Raw genomic sequence first — 18,367 nt, 5'->3', positions numbered from 1 at the left:
CCAAGAGGTAATTTAATTTTAGTATTTATTATATCAAACTGTTTCCCAAAGGTCTTCCATTTTATATGGACTACCTTCCATTGTCCAGAAAGAACCATCAACATAGCGAAACTTTTCACCAGCTGATTCTATTTTCTCCATCATTTCTTTAGAAAGATCTATTTCTGCAGCTTCCAAATTAGATTTCATGTGATCAGGATTTACTGATTTAGGAATCACTGCAGTATTTCTATTTACTCCCCATGCAATCAATAACTGAGGTACTGAGATATTCAGAGAATTTGCTGCGTCCTGTAAAGCCGGGATTTCAAACATATTAGGCTCATTTTCTTTCTTCATTTGAGCAGCTCGATCTCTTGAACCTAGTGGTGAATAAGCCGTCATATGTATACCCATTCCATTACAATAATCCATTAAGTCATTTTGAGGTAGAAGAGGATGTAATTCAACCTGGTTCATTTCCGGGTTATGATTAGCATTATCGACTACTTCCTGAAGTTTATCAGAATTAAAATTCGATACTCCTATATGCTTGGCAAGACCTTCAGCAAGTGTTTTTTCCATACCTTTCCAGGTTTCTGCAAGGGGAACTTCATTCAATGACACAAAATCATCACCCTTTTCAGGAAAGGTCACTTCATCTTTTAGTGCTACCGGCCAGTGTACCAGGTATAAGTCAAGATAATCCAATTGGAGGTCTGAAAGAGTCTGCTTAATTGCTGGAACAACATGATCCACTCTGTGAGAATTATTCCATAATTTACTGGTTACCCAGAGATCTTCACGTTTAACGATATTATTATCAAATAAATATTTAAATGCCTTACCAATTTCTTTCTCGTTTTGATAAATGGCAGCACAATCTATATGTCTGTATCCCATTTTAACAGCTTCGATAACTGCATCATAAACTTCTCCTGGCTCAGACTTCCATGTGCCTAATCCAACTATCGGCATTTTATCTCCATTTCTATAAGTTAAATATTTCATGTGCTAGTGGGTGTTTAAAGTTAGAAATACGTTCTATTAATATGAACAAGAATTTACCATTTCATGTTTCACTAAACCACCTAAAATCCAAATTTTTGAATTGATCTCCCTTAATATTCGATAAATGCATAATAAGCAGATTTATAATTCTGTTTTATGCTGAGGTAATATTTGTATTGCATAACTATAACTAGTAAAGCCTACAAACAAATAGCGTTATATAGAATACTGAATAGCAACAACTTAATTTAAGTTTTCTAAATAAAAACTATAAATCTTTAAAAGTTATATTATGAAGAGTTAATCCTGAGGAAGGAGCCACATAGCGTTTATGATAAGTTTCATTCAGTGAAAGATAACCTTTAAATTCTTCGTAAGGTATTTTATCCATGCCCAACAAAGCAAGAGCACCTACCATCATTCGGATTTGATATCTCATAAATCCTTTTCCCTTAACTTTTATGATCCATGATTGATCAGGGAAAAAGTTAGCCTGATAATCCATATTTTCCTGAAGTAAAAATTGATCTACAATTCGTATTGTATCACCTTCTGCTACAGAACTATGACAGAAATTCTGAAAATCATGTTCCCCTTCAAATAATTTACCAGCTTCCTTCATCAACTCGATATCTTTTATACCCGGAAAATAAGCCATGTGAGCAGCAGAAAATGGATGTGGTTTTTGACCGGTACAGAAAAGATAGTGATATTCTTTTTCCTCTGCGTGATGGATAATATTAAATTTGGAGGATACCTGGTCGATAGATTCTGCCCTTATATCAGGGGGTAGATTAATATTAAAATCAATTAGAAATTCATTCTGATCAAGCTTATGATCTATAAAAAGTTCAAATGCAGCACCTGTAGCAGAAACCATAGAATCCGTTCTACCGGCTGCGAGCACTTTAAATTTCGAATCAGGAAATATATAATTCAGGGTTTTCTCCACTTGTTCCTGTACCGTTTTAACATCGGGTTGTCGGGCCCACCCATGGTACCTGAAACCCAGATACTGAAGTCTTATGAGATAAAAATATTTTTCGTGGTGAAAGCCCATTTTTGCGGTAATAAAAAAATATTATGAGATAAATAAATACTTATTTACTTTTGATATTAAACAAAATCAAAATAAAACTTAAAGATATGAAAAAAATCATAGGAGTCGTTCTCATTGTTGCCGGCCTTGTTTTACTATACACAGGATATAATAAGTATGAAGAATCTACAGGATCATTATCTATTGGTGAGTTGGAATTATCTTCAACTGACAAGGAAGGTAGAAATATGGCTTTTGTAATGTTTGGGGGAGCGTTTATTTCACTATTTGCAGGTGGAATGATTCTCAAGAAATCATAATTCAACAATATGTAATTTCCCGGATAACATTTCACTTTTAAATTTCCGGAGAAGTGTATATTTGTTTTAAATATTTTTTTAACCTGATAGGAAAGTGAATAAAGAAACTATTGCTGCATTAGAAGAAGCTTTAATGGCTTCTCCGGAAAATGTGATTCTTAGAAAGCAAATTGCCCATGGTTATTTTGGCCTTAAGGAGTATGAATTTGCAAAAGAACATCTCAAAATCATTTTATCCACTCAAAATGATTTAGACTCGAAAGTTCTACTTGCCAAATGTTACCTTCATTTGGAAAATTATTATCCCGGGATTTTAATTTGCGAAGAGTTACTAGAGGATGATTTAAATGTTGATGTAATTACTTTATACCTTCAGTTATTAATTAACAATGGGCAAATTGGCGATGCTGTAGAACAATATAAAGCCTTTCAGTTAACGCTACCTGATTATCAGGATGAATTGATCGAATCACAATTGAAGATCACCGTTGATGAGCCTGAACATGATGGTTCGGCATTTGATGCTTTTCTCGAAAAACCGGATGCTGATTTTTCCAGAGTTGGAGGTATGCAAAATATAAAAGATGAGATCAGCATTAAAATTATTCAGCCTTTACAGAATCCGGATCTTTATAAAGCTTTTGGCAAAAAAGCAGGGGGAGGGATATTGATGTATGGCCCTCCGGGTTGTGGGAAGACTTTTCTTGCTCGCGCAACAGCAGGAGAGATCGATTCGAAATTCATGAATGTTGATCTTGATGACATCATGGATATGTATATCGGTAATAGTGAGAAAAATCTACACCAGCGTTTCGAAATTTGTCGTCAAAACAACCCTTGTGTAATGTTTATCGATGAAATAGATGCATTGGGAAGTAAACGAAACGACCTTCGGAATTCCGCAGGTAGAAATGTAATTAACCAGTTTTTAAAAGAGCTGGATGGTGTAGATACTGATAATGAAGGATTATTAGTTTTAGGTGCGACAAACGCCCCATGGCACATGGACTCTGCATTTTTAAGACCGGGTCGATTTGACAGAGTAATTTTCGTACCGCCACCAGACTATTCCGCAAGAATAGACATCTTCAAATTAATGACCATTGAAAAGCCTGTTAACAGTCTGGATTTTGAAAAGCTGGCCAAAAAAACAGATAAATTCAGTGGTGCAGATATTCAGGCAGTAATAGATGTGGCAGTTGAAGAAAAATTAAGAATATCGATGCGTAGTGGTAAGATCGAAAAGTTAAATACTAAAGATTTTTTAAGGGCTATAAAAATGGTAAAACCTTCCACCAGTGAATGGTTTGCAACAGCTAAAAACTATGCTCTTTACTCGAATGCGTCCGGACTGTATGACGATGTCAAAAAATATTTAAACCTATAAAATATACTTTAATAAAGGATGATCGGTTTTGAAACTTACACTACGATCGAAAACCTCATAAATAATGAGAAATATGATCAGGCACTTGAAAAAATAGACAAGACTTTTGAAGCAGGAAATGTATCATCTTACCTTTATTGTCTTAAGGCAATGGTTTTTTGTGAAAAAGAAAACTATGAATCTGCAGAGGAACTGATAAACCAGGCAATAGAAATTGACCCTGAAGATGATTACAATTTCTATACAAAATCAAGAATCAATTTTCATAAAGTCGATTTCAAAACTGCTGAAGCTACCATTGCCGAAGCTGTCAGAATAAACCCAAGGGTAGAATATTACGGCCTTTGGGCTTCGATCTATTTTGGCCAAAAGAATTATAAACAGGCTGAAATAAAAGTAAAAGAAGGGCTAGAATTAGATCCCAATGATGATCATTGCCTTAATTTACTTACCCTGATTTATAATGTTACGGGAAACAATCAGGAGGCAAAAAGCAATATTGATGAATTACTGGAGCAGAATCCTGAGAATGCATTCTCGCACATCAACGCCGGATATCAGGAGCTAAGAACGGGGAACCATAAAAAGGCAAAAGAGCACTATTCTATTGCATTAATGAAAAACCCAAATAATGAACTGGCTCGTTCAGGCATGCTGGAAGCAATTAAATCTTCAAATTTCGCTTATAGATGGGTTTTAAAATATTCGATGTGGCTCAATACCTTATCAAAACCAGCAAGGATAGGACTACTTATCGGATTAATAATTGTGGTAAAAATAATACCGGTATTACTGCCTTTTTATTTGGTTCTTGTATTTGGAACCTGGTTTGTAGGCCCAGTGTCTGATGTGATTCTCATCTTCGATAAATATGGTAGAAACCTTTTAGAAAAAACCACAAAAATATCAGCTTATATAAACATTGCTTTATTTGGCCTTGCTATATTGTGCATACCCGGTGGGATTTTAATTAACGGAGCACTATTCATCACAGCACTGGGATTTTTAGTTGCCACAGTCCCTGTTTATCATTTTGACATGATTACTAATAAAATCAAATTCGCTGTAAATGCTTTAATAGCTATCGCAATGGTTTCTCTGGGATGCTATGCTGCAGTACTCAGTCTGATTATGGATAAAAGCTGGTCTTCAGCATTTTTACCCTTATTAGTTTTAACAGTTGTGTATAGCTGGTTTAATGGATTACTGGAAGATTAAAAAAAGCCTCGAATGAGGCTTTTTTTATTCAAATAGTCCTGAACTTAAATATCGATCGCCCCGGTCGCAAGTGATACAAACTATAACTCCTTCGTCTAGTTCATCTGCCAGTTTAAGTGCTGCATGAAGGGCTCCACCACTACTCATTCCAGCCAAAATACCTTCTTTTTTTGCCATTTCTTTCGTCATATGAACAGCTTCATCCTCGCTAACATCAATTACTCTGTCAACGCGGTCTGGTTCAAATATTTTTGGCAGGAATTCCGGAGACCATCGTCGGATCCCGGGTATGCTGGAACCATCTTTTGGCTGAGTTCCGACAATTTGAACTTCCGGGTTTACTTCTTTTAAATACCTTGAAACCCCCATTATTGTTCCGGTTGTCCCCATAGCAGAGACAAAGTGAGTAATCTTTCCATAAGTATCCCTCCAGATTTCAGGACCGGTGGTACGTTGATGCATTTTATAATTATCAGGATTGGCAAATTGGTTCAAAATAAAATAACCTTCATTTTCTGCCATTTCCTCTGCAAGCGTACGAGAGTATTCAATCGTTTTTTCGGCAGGAGTCAGGATAACCTCTGCTCCATACGCTTTCATGGTTTGTATACGCTCCTTAGTACTATTTTCAGGCATTATAAGAGTCAAGTCCAGACCCTTAAGCGATGCAATCATAGCCAGAGCAATTCCGGTATTCCCAGATGTTGCTTCGATAAGTTTGTCTCCGGGTTTTATATCACCTCTTTTGAGCGCTTCAGATATCATCCCTAACGCAGCTCGATCCTTTACTGATCCACCTGGGTTTTGCCCCTCGAGCTTACAATAGATCTTTACATTTTTATTCTTATTGAGATGTCTTATTTCAATTAGTGGAGTATTACCAACTAAATGTTCAATGTTCATAATAATTAGTTAATAAGTATATAAAGTAATGATACGAATTGGAATGGAGAGCGTTTAAGATAATTATCAATTTTAAAGTATCTGAAATAATAATTTATTTAAAAAAATATTTTGAACTTGCTTTCTAATTGATGAGTTTGAGTTCAATAAGGATGTTATTTATCAACTATGTATGAAAAGAAATCACAATTATTTTATAAAATTCATTACCCTATTTTCTATTATTTTGTCACTGGTTTTTATACCAGGTTGCCGGTCTGATAATGTCAACAAATCAGAAAATATAGAAATAAATAAGCCATTATTAAGAAATTATTCATCCGGAGATTCTTTAACGAATGTTGCTGTTTCTAAAGTGATACAATATTTAAAAAAGGAAAACCTGTCATTAGATCATTTCTATCTCGAAGGGATTGAAGATTATGATAGTGTAATATACCTTCCTCTTAGGCATACTAAGTCTTACCAACATGCTTACGAGATGACAAAGGATAACGAAAAAGATGGCTGGGTTGTATATCAACCATTAGATATCGAAGATTCATATAAATATGAAAGACTTTTATATTATTATCATGCACAGGATTCGATATATGACCCCATCAAAGAAAATTTCATTCTTTATAATCAAGGAAGAGTAGAAGGTAATCCTGACATTTACATACACAATAAAGAATAAATCTGTAAAATTAAATTTGTTTCACCGCTTCAGAAATATCAGTATCCCCCTGGTTAAACTCTACAATCTTTCCGATGGTATTATCATTCTTTAAAACTTCAACAATTACTTCTGCAACGTCTTCCCTGGGAACACTCTGCTGTTTTTCTGGTTCATCAGTGGTGATTTTTCCTTTTCCTTCTTCATCCAGCAATCTACCAGGACGGATAATTGTATAATCGAGACCAATATCTTTTAATACCCTATCAGCAAAATGTTTCGCAACATAATAAGGTTTTATACCAGATTTATCCCACATCTCTCGACTATCAGCCTTCAAGGCACTTACAATTACATATCTGCTCACATTCGCTTTTTTAGCAGCCTCCATCGTTTTAACTGCTCCATCAAGATCGACAACCAATGTTTTATCCGGACCGGTACTTCCTCCTGATCCTGCAGTAAATACGATAGCGTCTGCTCCTTCAACTACTTTTGAAATTTTATCAACAGAATCTTCCAGGTCCAAAATTGTGAACTCAATATTTTTATCTTCAAAAAAGTCCTTTTTATCCTCATTCCTGAACGCTGCCTTTACCTCGAAACCTGAATCTTCTTTAAGTTTCCCACTTAATATCTTACCTATTTTCCCGGTGGCACCAATAATTACAACTTTTTTCATGATAATATTTTTAATTAGTAATTGATCTTATAATTAAGATACAACAAATAGAATAAATTGTTTAGGAATCAGGATTATAAACGACTCTTACTTCTATAGTAAAAGTCATAAAATTCACTATTCTACTTCTGATTATAGTCTAAAAAAATATATATTTGAACATTATTTTTTAACTGACAAATCATTATGAAACTGAATACATTTTTTCTACTATTATTAATTTCTGCTGTTAGTGCTTTTGCTCAAAAAAATGCCATTACAGAATTCGGTGAAGAAGTCGTACTTTTTGAAGATGGATCCTGGGAATATGTGAATAAGGAAGATGCAACAAAGAATGAAATTCCTGAAAACCCTAAACAATTTAAAAGAGATAAGGAATCTTCCTTTTTGCTAAAAAGTAAAAACCTTGATGTAGGGTTTTATGTAGATCCTAAATCCTGGACTTTTAAAAAGGCAAACGAAAATGAAGAAGCAGAATACGAATTCGAAAGCAAAGATGGAAATCTCTATGGCATGGTTATTTCAGAGAAAATTGAAATCCCACTCATAACTCTAAAGAATATTGCCCTCGAAAATGCAAGATCGGCTGCTCCGGATGCAAAAATCATAAAGGAAGAATATAGAAATGTGAATGGACTTAAAGTCTTACACATGCAAATAAACGGAACAATGCAAGGTATAAAGTTTTCATACTATGGATATTATTATTCGGATGAAAGTGGTACCGTTCAATATATAACTTTTACAGCTCAAAATTTACTTGATATTTATAAAGACAAATGTGAAAAGCTACTAAATGGACTGGTAAAAGTGGATCGATAAATTTATAATCCGGAAGTTTCGGATAATCCTACTGTAATATTTTTATGATTGGTATAATTTTAAAAGCCAATCTTAAGATTATTTACTTTTATATTTAATTACGTTGATTCTATTCGAACTATTGGTTCAAATCCGGAAGCTTTTCCTGACATATTTCTTGGCACTTTTTAAATAGTATCTAATATTCACCTATATTGTATATTTTGTATTTTCCAAACCGTGTAATTTGGAAACAGAAACCTCTCATTAACAAGCTTCATGAGAATTAAACACATAAATATAATTTAAGACTTTCTCAAAGATAACATCTCGCAACAACGCACTAAATATCAATAAATTAACTATTTGAAAATTAATATAGTGAATAAAAAATCTGTGATTAAAAATGGTTTAAATTCAATTTTTTATAGTTAAATTAATATAAAGACATTATTTATTACCAAAACCACTATTTCGATGAAATCTTTAACATTAATACTTTTAAGTATTTGTACAATTGCGATTTATGCACAAGATCATAAATTTAAGATCGACGCTAAAAAAGTAGGAAAAAATGAAACTCCTGAGTACGTTATTACAGCTGTGGAAAGAGACTTCCCAACTGGAGATGTAATTCAATACTATGTAGCAGAAGGTGATCATGTAACTTCAAACTGGATCGTTGAAACTGAAAATACAATGTCCAGCGGTGAAGATATAGATCATTATACCGTAGTTTTGAAGGGTGAGAACAATAGTTACATTCATGCTTTGTATAACAAGGATGGAGAACTTATCAGCTCTAAAATGACAGCTGAGAACTTCCCTTTACCGGATGATATAATAAATTTTTCCACTAGTGGAGAATATGATGGTTATAGAATAGTTTCTGACGAATTCTACAGAGTTAAACACCACGATCACGGTAAAGAATATATCCAGGTCAATATAGAAAATGGCAAAAAACACAAAAAATTATTCTTCAATACAGATGGTACGTTCATGAAAGAAAAATAAGACTTTCACCAGATCAGTTAAAAAGCCGGATCAATCCGGCTTTTTTTATGAATATTTATGGCTAATTATTATTTTCATGTTTATTCAAAGAAACTAAATGAATGGAAGTTAATGTTGAACAGGAATTAAATACTGATTGTAAAAAGGTTTGGGAAGTAATTACAAATCCCGATCAAATGAAAAATTGGTTTTTTGAAAATATACCTGACTTTAAAGCTGAAGTCGGATTTAAAACAGAGTTTCCTGTACATACCGGGGAAAGGATCTTCACACATTTATGGGAGATAAAAGATGTAATACCCGGATCAAAAATAGTATACGATTGGCGTTATAAAGAATATGAAGGAATAGGAGAGGTGATTTTTAAATTAAATGATACTGATTCTGGCTGCAATATAAGAGTAACCCATTCAGGATTAGATACATTTTCTGATGAGATCCCAGAATTTTCTGAAGAAAGTTGCCGGGGTGGTTGGAATTATTTTATTAAAGATCGATTAAAAAATTATCTGAATACATAACTAATTTTTAAATCATGGCTTAAAGGTAATTGTATCATGACCTCCTTCGACATTCGTCATTTTTGCTTTATAATATACTTTTGATTGTGGTGGAACCGATTTAGTGAGCCAGACATTTCCTCCAATAACAGAATTTGCTCCAATAATTGTATCTCCACCTAAAATGGTTGCCCCTGCATAAATCACGACATTATCCTCAATAGTAGGATGTCTTTTAGTTTTTGCCAGTTTTTTATCAACACTCAATGCTCCTAAAGTCACACCCTGGTAAATTTTAACCCTGTTACCAATTTTACTTGTTTCACCGATTACTATACCTGTTCCATGATCAATGCAAAAGTAATCACCAATAGTTGCCCCCGGATGGATGTCAATCCCTGTCTTACTATGAGCATGTTCAGATATAATTCGAGGAATTAACCGGACCTTCAATTGTTTTAAGCAATGGGCAATTCTATGAGCGGCAATGGCATAAAACCCCGGATATGTCCTCACAACTTCAGTATAACTTTCAGCCGCAGGGTCACCTAAATACATCGCCTTAACATCCATTTTTAATTTAGCTTTTATTTCGGGAAGGTTATCGAAAAAATCATCGGTGATATTTAATCCTTCGTCGAGACAAATTCCCTTATTTCTGTTCATGATCTCTTCAAATGACACCCTCAAACCAGAGGCAATAGCTTTGAATCTGTCATAATTTTCAATTTCTGCATGTGCATATTCAGGGAACAGAAACCCTAGTAAGTGTACAAAAAAATCACTGACTACTTTTGGTGAAGGACATTCCGCAGCTTCCTTGTGTTCTTGATAAAGGTCTTTAATAAAATCTTCGTTCATTGCTTAATGTTTGATTTTAAAACGTCTCAAATAGGCAATTGTTAATAAAAATAGGCTATAAATAGTTAACTAAAGATATTAAGACATAAAAAAACCCTGACAATAACTGCCAGGGTTTATATTTTAAAATTTTACCTTATTAAAGTCCGCAAGCGTCACGGTCAAATGTAAATAATATATCAGATAAATTGTCTGACCAATTAGGATTCCATCCATCTGTTATGGAAGTAAAGTCTTCATAAGCCAACATAATGTTTGAACCTTCTGAAGGCCATCTCCAGTCAAACGGAATTAAAATTCCATTTGGATATTCTTTACCATCTGTAGCAATCCAGCTATTTCCAGGATGATTATTTCCAGGAAGCTCATAGATATATAGATCGTAAAATACATCCGGAGTATCAATTCCCCAATTATATACTCTTAGGAATGGATTATAAGGATTTGCCGGATCAAAAGAAAAATCTTCATCGATTGAAATAGTGACCATTCCATTCGCACCTGCATAGCATCCATCGGCTGGAACAGTATTCGCAAATGGAGTACCAGGAATAGCCAAAGTAGTATTTTCAAATACAGTCACCATATACTGATCTCCCACCATTTGAACATCTGCAGCATTCATAATACTTACAACACCTTCTGCAGGAATCATAAAACGGAAGCTGTGGTCCAAAGAAGCACCTCTTGCAGCAGCAAAGAATGTAATCTTTAACTCAGCATCTGTTTTCATGATATCAGATCTGATTACAAGGTCATTGTAATCTGCATCATTAGCAAAATCTAATAAGTCTTCCCATGCATAAGTGAAATCAATGGTTGGATCTTCACACTCATCAAGGCAGAACTCAAAATAAACAGCCCAGTTAGCTCCTGGAAATTGCTTCGCGGCATCTAGTGTTACACCTTTATCGGTTTCGTCACAAAGACCACCCCAGGCAGTTTCTCCATTAGATAGAGCAGCGTGGGCAGCAACGAAGAAGCAATCTCCATACGTATCTACATAAGACTCAGGAATTACAGCTGTATACGAAGATACCATTGCGTTGTCATCCCACTTTTTCTTGAATGCAAATTTGCCTGGAGAAGGTCCACCTCCATTTAATTTTTTAGCTTCATCAAATTCTTCAATACTATTGAATAAATCGAGATGAATTTCTTTCAAATAAACACCTTCCTGATATACATTATAAGTAACATATAGGTTTCCTTCTGAATATGCTACTTCTACATTTCCGGCTAACATATTTTGTCCGGCAACTAAACACACCTCTTTACAAGCAGGTGGTGCATCTACATCATAGTCTGGTAACTCATACTTCTGGCCATTAAGTGGAGTTAACCCTGACTTGCTTGGTTTCAAGGCTTCATCACTACAACTTTGCAAGATAACGATAGAAAAAGCTATTGCAAATAGCGAAAGTAAGCCTGATTTTGACTTAAGGGTTTTCATAAGGTTAGAAATGATTAGATTGATAAATTATTATTTTTTCCATTTAGAATATAATTATACGGCTATTTTTTATAAATAAAAAATTATTTAATTGTATATTTCTAATATAAATAGACTTTTTTGAAGAATTTTAATAATGCGATAAATAATAAAATGTTCCCTAATTAAAAATCAAATAATATAAGTCTATTAACTACTATATCATTTTGTAGTAAGTATAAATTATTATTCAGTGATGGATGATTTTTTATAGATGTTTCTTAATTTTCATGAAAATTAAAAACAATTTATCATCTCGATGATTTATTGTCTGATACTTTTTTAAAATTGAGTAATGGCTGATCAATTAATTCTGGTTAACGAACACGATGAAATTACAGGTTATGGTGAAAAGCTGCCTGTCCATGAAAAGGGATTACTACACCGCGCTTTTTCGATTTTTGTAGTAAACAGTAATAATGAATTGCTATTGCAACAAAGGGCACTTCACAAGTATCACAGTGCAGGATTATGGGCAAATACCTGTTGCAGTCATCCCATTAAAGATGAAAACCAGGAGAATACCATTCATCGACGTTTAAAAGAAGAAATGGGGTTTGATTGCGAATTGGAAAAACTTTTTGAATTCGTATATAAAACTGAGTTCGGAAATGGTCTGACTGAATATGAATATGATCATGTTTACTTAGGAAGATATGATAAAGATCCCATTCCTAATCACGATGAGGTTGCCGATTTTAAATGGGTTCCATTGAATGAAATTAAAAATCTAATGAATGACAGTCCGGAAAAATTCGCTTATTGGACAAAATTTGCTATTGATGAATTTTTATTATATATCAAATCATTGGATATATAATAACATCTTACGCTAATAATATTATACCATTTATCCCTTTAAAACACAGCACATATAACTATTCCAATCAAAAATTTAATTTATTACATAAACGAGAGGTTACTTATTCATTCTAAAAAATATATACTGGTACTATCAATCAATTTTTTTAGAGTAAATGAAAAATTATAATTTAATCTTCATTTTTTTATTTTTTTCTTTTGTAAGCTATTCTCAATCCACTGTAAATGAACAAATGGGATATTGGGATAATCCCTCTCACTGGACCACGACTATCGCCGGAAACATTACTGGATCCTTATTAAACATTGGTAACAGGAATGTTTACATAAATGGAACCACTGTAGCTGATATGGATCTCTACATAAATAATACCGCCCTGGTAATTAATCCTCAGGATACACTTATAATTTCGGGTTATTTATATGGTGACAATTTTTCTTATATAGAAAATAATGGGACACTGATAGTGCTAGGTGATGTATACACCAATTGGTTCACGTCAATAGTTAATAATGGTAAGTTCGTATCGACAGGAAATGTTGGAGGATGGAACTGGGGATCAGATCCTGGCGATTCATATGTCTATGGTAATAGAGCTGGCGTTAATCCCGTCGGAGCGGAAGGAAATGAATCAGACTTACAATCAAGCGATCCTGATTTATATAATTATGTAGAAAGCATGGTAACTATTTTACCAGTTGAATTGCTATCTTTCAACGTGTCAACTACCAATGAAAAAGTTTTAGTTCAGTGGAGTACTGCCAACGAAAAAAACAATGATTATTTTGCGGTACTTCGTTCTAAAGATGCAACCAATTGGGAAATTGTAGGAGAAGTGCCAGGTAATGGTATTACCAGCAATATCATCAATTATTCTTTTGAGGATGATCCTATCAATTCAGGGGTATATTACTACCGAATTAAACAAGTGGATTTTAACGGTAATAGTGAACAGTTTAGTGTCAAAAGAGTAGAATATAACACTAATTCTGTCGAGATCTACCCAAATCCATTCATGGATCATTTAGCAATTAATAAATCATTTGATAATCTCATCATTTTTGATGAATCTGGTAAAATCCAGTTTGAGTCTGATAAAAACTTCTCAGGAGGCTTAGAAATTCAAACAAATAATTGGAAAAAAGGTCTGTACATAGTAAAGATCATATCCGGTGAAGGGACTATTACGAAAAAAATATTCAAATAAATATAATTATTATAAAAAGGTCTATGGCTGATTGCTGTTGACCTTTTTTTAATAAATAATATTTCGAAAACCTTATTTAACCTTTCTTTAAAATCTTTAATCTACATCCATCAATATCCTATTTAATAACTGATTCATTCAGCTATTCCTTTTTCTTTTTGAAGGTTTATAATTAAATTTTAGTAAGTATCTAATCTCATAAAGCATGACCAAAGATCACGGAAAATCAGTTAAAAACGACGAGCAATATGAAGAGCTCAGAGAAAAAGGAATGAGCAAAGAAAAGGCCGCCAGAATTGCCAATTCGGAAAAAGCTGGTAAAAAAGGAGGGAAGGCTGATAAATATGAAAACCGAACAAAAGAAGAGCTTATTGAAAAAGCAAAAGATATAGGAATCGATAATTATAGTAAGATGAATAAGGATGAATTAATCAATGCGCTGAGAAATAGGTGAAATATTTCATTCAAATATATAAATACTATTTTAATATCTCCCTTCCTTGTAATCACTTGATATGTTGAAGAAATATGACAATTATGGAATAATTAATTAATAATGTAAATAGATATCTCTTGCTTTACCCCTCATAAATTTTAATTTTATGCAATGGAATGATTTTTTGCATTCTCATTATTCTACCATATGAATGAAAACTCGAAATCCAAGGATTTAAGATCAAGAGCACATGAAATAATCTTTGAAGCTGATACCTTTTGGGGTAAGTTATTTGATGTTGTCCTACTGATAGCAATTTTATTAAGTGTCGTGGCAGTAATGCTCGAGACAGTTACAGAAATCAGAGTTGACTATGGAGAACAACTGGTAAAAATCGAATGGTTTTTTACATTTATCTTTACTATTGAATATGTTGCGAGATTATGGTCTGTAAAAAAACCCTTAAGTATGCTACCAGTTTTTTTGGAGTAATTGACCTTCTTTCTATACTTCCTTCATATATTGGACTATTTATTTCTGGTGCTCAAGCCTTCATGATTCTTCGAAGTATTCGATTACTTCGTGTTTTCAGGGTATTGAAAATGGTGAGGTTTCTTGGTGAAGCATCTGAACTTACAAAAGCCCTCAGATCGAGTAGGCCTAAGATTACGGTTTTTGTAGGTGGAGTGTTTATTATGGTAGTTATCCTGGGTACCATAATGTATATAATAGAAAATGGTGAAAATGGCTTTACCAGTATACCAAAAAGTATCTACTGGGCTGTAGTCACACTTACAACAGTGGGTTATGGCGATATTGCTCCTCAGACTCCTTTAGGGCAGGCTGTAGCAACATTTATTATGATTTTAGGATACGGTATTATTGCTGTTCCCACGGGGATCGTTACCTCCGAAATGGCCAGCAATCGTCAAAAAACTCCTACAAATACGAATTCATGTCCAACATGTAGTGCTGAAGGTCATCGGGATGATGCAGTTCATTGTTACCGGTGTGGAGCTTCTTTACATACTTAAATTATTATTCACCTAATCTGAATACTAAACCGCCATCAAAGGCAAACTGGTACATCGTAGAATACGTACTTACTCCACCTCCAACTCCTCCGGTTCCAAAATACAAACCTCCACCAAAACCCTCGGTTGCTGATATCAGGGATGCCTGAATTCTTAAAGCCATCTTTGGAGTCGTCCAAAAGTTTGCCCCACCTCTTATCTGCCATGAAAATTTCGTTGCCGAACCATTTCTCCCATTATCAGGATTTTCTATATTAAAAACTCCCAATCCAAGGCCAGCTCCAACAAATGGCTCAACGAGATCATTTACAGGAAAATATCGGGTACCATTAAGCATAATCCAATTAATAGCCAGGCTAAAATCAGAAAACTGTACTTCTGAGCCAAAGGAATTGTCTCTGTAGAAAGTCGGAGCATTAGTATCCTGTCTTTGATATTGTAATTCTATAGCACCTCTGTCTGCAATATGATATTCTACACCCAATCCCCATCTAAATCCATCTTGTATCGTTCCATCAAAATATGAATTGCTAGAATAATACGAATCAACTTTATCTTTAAAAACATATCCTCCATAGCTGTTTAATCTTAGCTGTCCAAAAGAACTGTAGCTGATAGTTAAAAAAGCTATTAATAAAATTGAGTGTTTCATTTAAACCGGTTTTTAGTTTATGCATTAATACAATAATATAGCTCTTAATGTTAAAATAATTACATTATAAATGCTATTAATTATAAAATAAGATCATATTCAAATGGTCAGTTTTCAGTAAAACTTTCATTTTTTTAATAAAAAGATGCTTTTAATGTAACAGAAACGTATTCAGGAATTTCCCCCAATTTTTATTAGATTATCCAAAAATTACCGCATACTATGAAGAAAAAGAAATTTCGCAGGCTTACGAGTGACTTTGAAGTGAAAGAAAAAATTATTCTTAGAGACTTCCTTGCTATGGAAAGGACTACCTTGGCCAATGAAAGAACTTTTTTCTCCTATATAAGAACAGGACTTTATCTCACCATTGCAGGAGTAGGTATAATGGAACTAGAAAATCTCGAAACTTTAAAATGGCTGGCTTTTGTACTTTTTGTTATTAGTGCCTTTCTTATAAGTTTTGGCTTTATACGATATAATATCGTACAAAAAAAGTTAAACCGATTTTATGATCGTGTTGAAGTAGAAAAAATCAATGAAACGGATAAATCAATGGAATAAAAATCATTGCTAATATCCAAAAAAGAATACTTAACGGTGCCCCGGCTTTGGTAAAATCCCTAAAATAGTAATTACCTGCACTATAAATCATAGTATTCGTCTGGTATCCCACTGGGGTCATAAAACTTGAACTGCCTGCAAAAGCTACGGTAAGCAATAGAGGCAACACATTAGTATCCATACTTTCAGATACTGAAAATGCAATCGGGACCATCAAGGCTGCTGAAGCATTATTACTAACCATTTCAGTTAAAAGCACAGTGATCAGATAAAAAAGTCCCACAAGAAGGACAGGCCCTCCATAAGAATTAACTATCCATTCAAGTTTATCGCCAATAATATTAGATAATCCACTTGAACTCATCGCTTCACCTAAACTAAGCGAGCCGGCGAGTAAAAATATCACTTTCCAGTCTATTGCCCTGTATACATCTGTCATGGTAATAATTTGAGCAACATTTAACACCACTATACCACCAAAGGCTGCAATAACTACTGGTACAATTCCAAAAGAAGCTAAGCCAATCACTGATATAATTACACCAGTTACAATAAACAGATTTTTTTTGTCAACACTTTTAACCTGCTCAACTCTCAAAGAAACGAATGGCTGATTAACCTCCACCTGGCTTTGCTGGATTAAATCATATCCTTTTTTATTGGTAAGTAAAACAAGGATATCTCCTGCTTTTAACCGAATATCTTTAAGATCCGAAAGCTGCTTTTTCCCCCTCTGCCTTACTGCAATTACTTCTGAATTGTAGTGAGATAAAAAATCAACATCCGACAATTTTTTATCTACTACTGATGCGTTCGATAATAGTACGATTTCAACGAGTCTCGTTTCTTCATCAGGGAATTGCTTATCATCAAAAGAATCAGTTATACTAAAATATTCACGTTTTAATAGATCCCTGATTTTTGTCAGGTTACCTTCTATTAGTAGTTCATCATTTTCCTTTAATTCCAGCGATAATTCCGGATCTTCCTTAACATCACCATCACGCTTAAGAAGTTTAACTTTTATATCTTCATTTTTAAACAGACTGGAAATACTTTTTGATTCTTTAGCAGGTTTTTGTTTAAGCTTTATTTCCGTTAAAAACTTCTTTACACCTTCTTGTTCTTTTAACTCATCAGAAGCTGTTCTCCCCGGGATAAAACGCTTTCCAAAAAAAATTAAATAGATAGACCCGGCAGCAAATAAGATAAGGCCAAATGGAGTGAAGGTAAACATTGAAATTTCATTTACACCTCTTTCAACAGCCATACCTTTAACCAATAAATTTGTTGAAGTACCAATTAGGGTACATGTCCCTCCAAAAATCGCAAAATATGATAATGGCATTAAATATCGAGAAGGGGATTCGTTTAATTTCCTGGAAGCAGTATTAACTACAGGAATTAATGTGGCAACTATTGGGGTGTTATTTACAAATGCAGATAAACTGGCAACAAGCACCCCCATTCCTGCAATGCCTTTTTTATATCCCTTCTCTAAAAGACCGGATAAAAAAGGACCCAAATAGCTAATAACCTGTGTTTTTATCAAGGCATGGCTCAATACGAACATCGCCGCAACTGTGAGTGTAGCTTCGTTTGAAAACCCGGCTAAACCTTGTTTTACCGAAATCACTCCTGATAATACCAGTACAACGATTACTCCCAGGGCAACAAGGTCTATCCTGACCACTTCCCTGATAAATAGTGTGAGCGTCAATACAATTACAATGAGTGTAATTATGGCATCTAATGGCATTAAAATATTCTTCTGGTTTTATTT

General features: G+C 34.0%; 19 protein-coding genes and 1 pseudogene. 12 read left to right on the top strand and 8 right to left on the bottom strand.

All coding sequences use genetic code 11. From position 1 onward, the window contains the following. Positions 1 to 33: 33 nt before the first annotated feature. Complete coding sequence (locus DCC35_RS11385) at positions 34 to 990, bottom strand: aldo/keto reductase (protein ID WP_137090920.1); 957 nt, start codon at positions 988 to 990, stop codon at positions 34 to 36. A 268-nt stretch (positions 991 to 1,258) separates the two neighbouring features. Then, positions 1,259 to 2,050: a tRNA pseudouridine(38-40) synthase TruA gene (gene truA / locus DCC35_RS11380; protein ID WP_137090919.1), complete on the bottom strand. Its 792-nt coding sequence runs from the start codon at positions 2,048 to 2,050 to the stop codon at positions 1,259 to 1,261. A gap of 86 nt (positions 2,051 to 2,136) precedes the next feature. On the opposite strand from truA, the gene DCC35_RS11375 reads away from it, so the two are divergent. The 3 genes from DCC35_RS11375 (at position 2,137) to DCC35_RS11365 (ending at position 4,954) form a co-directional block, all read left to right on the top strand. Beyond that, complete coding sequence (locus DCC35_RS11375; protein WP_137090918.1) at positions 2,137 to 2,349, top strand: DUF3185 family protein; 213 nt, start codon at positions 2,137 to 2,139, stop codon at positions 2,347 to 2,349. 94 nt (positions 2,350 to 2,443) lie between these two features. Next, entirely contained in the window at positions 2,444 to 3,736 is a 1,293-nt protein-coding gene (locus DCC35_RS11370; protein ID WP_217495815.1) for an ATP-binding protein, read from the top strand. A gap of 18 nt (positions 3,737 to 3,754) precedes the next feature. Beyond that, positions 3,755 to 4,954, top strand: coding sequence for a hypothetical protein (locus tag DCC35_RS11365; RefSeq protein ID WP_137090917.1), 1,200 nt, complete (start codon positions 3,755 to 3,757; stop codon positions 4,952 to 4,954). 24 nt (positions 4,955 to 4,978) lie between these two features. Here DCC35_RS11365 and cysM read toward each other — a convergent pair whose 3' ends face one another. Continuing rightward, positions 4,979 to 5,857, bottom strand: a complete 879-nt coding sequence (cysM, locus tag DCC35_RS11360; RefSeq protein WP_137090916.1) for a cysteine synthase CysM — start codon at positions 5,855 to 5,857, stop codon at positions 4,979 to 4,981. A gap of 172 nt (positions 5,858 to 6,029) precedes the next feature. Here cysM and DCC35_RS11355 point away from each other — a divergent pair, with 172 nt between their 5' ends. After that, positions 6,030 to 6,536, top strand: a complete 507-nt coding sequence (locus DCC35_RS11355) for a hypothetical protein (protein ID WP_137090915.1) — start codon at positions 6,030 to 6,032, stop codon at positions 6,534 to 6,536. Between the two features lie 10 nt (positions 6,537 to 6,546). Here DCC35_RS11355 and DCC35_RS11350 read toward each other — a convergent pair whose 3' ends face one another. Further along, positions 6,547 to 7,197, bottom strand: a complete 651-nt coding sequence (locus DCC35_RS11350; RefSeq protein WP_137090914.1) for an SDR family oxidoreductase — start codon at positions 7,195 to 7,197, stop codon at positions 6,547 to 6,549. A gap of 186 nt (positions 7,198 to 7,383) precedes the next feature. Between DCC35_RS11350 and DCC35_RS11345 the strand changes: the two genes are divergently transcribed. The 3 genes from DCC35_RS11345 to DCC35_RS11335 all read left to right on the top strand — a co-directional run bounded on the left by DCC35_RS11345 (position 7,384) and on the right by DCC35_RS11335 (position 9,536). Beyond that, complete coding sequence (locus DCC35_RS11345; protein WP_137090913.1) at positions 7,384 to 8,019, top strand: hypothetical protein; 636 nt, start codon at positions 7,384 to 7,386, stop codon at positions 8,017 to 8,019. A gap of 456 nt (positions 8,020 to 8,475) precedes the next feature. Next, on the top strand, positions 8,476 to 9,015 hold the full coding sequence (locus DCC35_RS11340) for a hypothetical protein (RefSeq protein WP_137090912.1): 540 nt from the start codon (positions 8,476 to 8,478) through the stop codon (positions 9,013 to 9,015). 101 nt (positions 9,016 to 9,116) lie between these two features. Next, complete coding sequence (locus DCC35_RS11335) at positions 9,117 to 9,536, top strand: SRPBCC family protein (protein WP_137090911.1); 420 nt, start codon at positions 9,117 to 9,119, stop codon at positions 9,534 to 9,536. A gap of 12 nt (positions 9,537 to 9,548) precedes the next feature. On the opposite strand, the gene epsC is transcribed toward DCC35_RS11335, so the two are convergent. Both epsC and DCC35_RS11325 read right to left on the bottom strand, forming a co-directional pair. Beyond that, on the bottom strand, positions 9,549 to 10,376 hold the full coding sequence (gene epsC / locus DCC35_RS11330) for a serine O-acetyltransferase EpsC (RefSeq protein WP_137090910.1): 828 nt from the start codon (positions 10,374 to 10,376) through the stop codon (positions 9,549 to 9,551). 139 nt (positions 10,377 to 10,515) lie between these two features. Continuing rightward, positions 10,516 to 11,829, bottom strand: a complete 1,314-nt coding sequence (locus tag DCC35_RS11325) for an LruC domain-containing protein (RefSeq protein WP_137090908.1) — start codon at positions 11,827 to 11,829, stop codon at positions 10,516 to 10,518. Positions 11,830 to 12,163: 334 nt separating this feature from the next. Between DCC35_RS11325 and idi the strand changes: the two genes are divergently transcribed. From idi to DCC35_RS11305, 4 genes and pseudogenes are all read left to right on the top strand, one after another. After that, the gene (idi, locus tag DCC35_RS11320; protein WP_137090906.1) at positions 12,164 to 12,688 is read left to right on the top strand and encodes an isopentenyl-diphosphate Delta-isomerase; all 525 of its coding nucleotides are present in this window, start codon (positions 12,164 to 12,166) and stop codon (positions 12,686 to 12,688) included. 157 nt (positions 12,689 to 12,845) lie between these two features. Beyond that, complete coding sequence (locus tag DCC35_RS11315; protein WP_137090904.1) at positions 12,846 to 13,898, top strand: T9SS type A sorting domain-containing protein; 1,053 nt, start codon at positions 12,846 to 12,848, stop codon at positions 13,896 to 13,898. 205 nt (positions 13,899 to 14,103) lie between these two features. Continuing rightward, positions 14,104 to 14,352 (top strand): DUF7218 family protein, encoded by a 249-nt coding sequence (locus tag DCC35_RS11310; RefSeq protein ID WP_137090902.1) that lies wholly within the window; start codon positions 14,104 to 14,106, stop codon positions 14,350 to 14,352. Between the two features lie 189 nt (positions 14,353 to 14,541). Further along, a pseudogene (locus DCC35_RS11305) lies at positions 14,542 to 15,368 on the top strand (ion transporter). A gap of 4 nt (positions 15,369 to 15,372) precedes the next feature. On the opposite strand, the gene DCC35_RS11300 reads toward DCC35_RS11305, so the two are convergent. After that, positions 15,373 to 16,020 carry an outer membrane beta-barrel protein gene (locus DCC35_RS11300; protein WP_137090901.1) on the bottom strand — a complete coding sequence of 216 codons (648 nt, stop codon included), beginning with the start codon at positions 16,018 to 16,020 and terminating at the stop codon, positions 15,373 to 15,375. A 222-nt stretch (positions 16,021 to 16,242) separates the two neighbouring features. Here DCC35_RS11300 and DCC35_RS11295 point away from each other — a divergent pair, with 222 nt between their 5' ends. Then, positions 16,243 to 16,584 (top strand): DUF202 domain-containing protein, encoded by a 342-nt coding sequence (locus DCC35_RS11295; RefSeq protein WP_137090899.1) that lies wholly within the window; start codon positions 16,243 to 16,245, stop codon positions 16,582 to 16,584. Here the strand turns inward: DCC35_RS11295 and DCC35_RS11290 are convergent. After that, the gene (locus DCC35_RS11290) at positions 16,556 to 18,343 is read right to left on the bottom strand and encodes an SLC13 family permease (RefSeq protein WP_137090898.1); all 1,788 of its coding nucleotides are present in this window, start codon (positions 18,341 to 18,343) and stop codon (positions 16,556 to 16,558) included. The genes DCC35_RS11295 and DCC35_RS11290 overlap by 29 nt on opposite strands. Positions 18,344 to 18,367: the final 24 nt, after the last annotated feature.

It is taken from the genome of Mangrovivirga cuniculi (assembly GCF_005166025.1).
In the GTDB taxonomy this organism is placed as follows: Bacteria; Bacteroidota; Bacteroidia; order Cytophagales; family Cyclobacteriaceae; genus Mangrovivirga; species Mangrovivirga cuniculi.
The sequence above is the reverse complement of the archived record's forward strand: the minus strand, read 5'-3'. Positions and strand labels throughout refer to the sequence as shown.

Excerpts from the sequence above, each read along its gene's own strand:
- DCC35_RS11345 (WP_137090913.1), top strand. The coding sequence starts at position 7,384 with ATGAAACTGAATACATTTTTTCTACTATTATTAATTTCTGCTGTTAGT.
- DCC35_RS11325 (WP_137090908.1), bottom strand. The coding sequence starts at position 11,829 with ATGAAAACCCTTAAGTCAAAATCAGGCTTACTTTCGCTATTTGCAATA.
- DCC35_RS11340 (WP_137090912.1), top strand. The coding sequence starts at position 8,476 with ATGAAATCTTTAACATTAATACTTTTAAGTATTTGTACAATTGCGATT.
- DCC35_RS11315 (WP_137090904.1), top strand. The coding sequence starts at position 12,846 with ATGAAAAATTATAATTTAATCTTCATTTTTTTATTTTTTTCTTTTGTA.
- idi (WP_137090906.1), top strand. The coding sequence starts at position 12,164 with ATGGCTGATCAATTAATTCTGGTTAACGAACACGATGAAATTACAGGT.
- DCC35_RS11385 (WP_137090920.1), bottom strand. The coding sequence starts at position 990 with ATGAAATATTTAACTTATAGAAATGGAGATAAAATGCCGATAGTTGGA.
- DCC35_RS11295 (WP_137090899.1), top strand. The coding sequence starts at position 16,243 with ATGAAGAAAAAGAAATTTCGCAGGCTTACGAGTGACTTTGAAGTGAAA.
- DCC35_RS11300 (WP_137090901.1), bottom strand. The coding sequence starts at position 16,020 with ATGAAACACTCAATTTTATTAATAGCTTTTTTAACTATCAGCTACAGT.
- DCC35_RS11335 (WP_137090911.1), top strand. The coding sequence starts at position 9,117 with ATGGAAGTTAATGTTGAACAGGAATTAAATACTGATTGTAAAAAGGTT.
- DCC35_RS11310 (WP_137090902.1), top strand. The coding sequence starts at position 14,104 with ATGACCAAAGATCACGGAAAATCAGTTAAAAACGACGAGCAATATGAA.
- cysM (WP_137090916.1), bottom strand. The coding sequence starts at position 5,857 with ATGAACATTGAACATTTAGTTGGTAATACTCCACTAATTGAAATAAGA.
- truA (WP_137090919.1), bottom strand. The coding sequence starts at position 2,050 with ATGGGCTTTCACCACGAAAAATATTTTTATCTCATAAGACTTCAGTAT.
- DCC35_RS11365 (WP_137090917.1), top strand. The coding sequence starts at position 3,755 with ATGATCGGTTTTGAAACTTACACTACGATCGAAAACCTCATAAATAAT.
- DCC35_RS11375 (WP_137090918.1), top strand. The coding sequence starts at position 2,137 with ATGAAAAAAATCATAGGAGTCGTTCTCATTGTTGCCGGCCTTGTTTTA.
- DCC35_RS11290 (WP_137090898.1), bottom strand. The coding sequence starts at position 18,343 with ATGCCATTAGATGCCATAATTACACTCATTGTAATTGTATTGACGCTC.
- epsC (WP_137090910.1), bottom strand. The coding sequence starts at position 10,376 with ATGAACGAAGATTTTATTAAAGACCTTTATCAAGAACACAAGGAAGCT.
- DCC35_RS11350 (WP_137090914.1), bottom strand. The coding sequence starts at position 7,197 with ATGAAAAAAGTTGTAATTATTGGTGCCACCGGGAAAATAGGTAAGATA.
- DCC35_RS11355 (WP_137090915.1), top strand. The coding sequence starts at position 6,030 with ATGAAAAGAAATCACAATTATTTTATAAAATTCATTACCCTATTTTCT.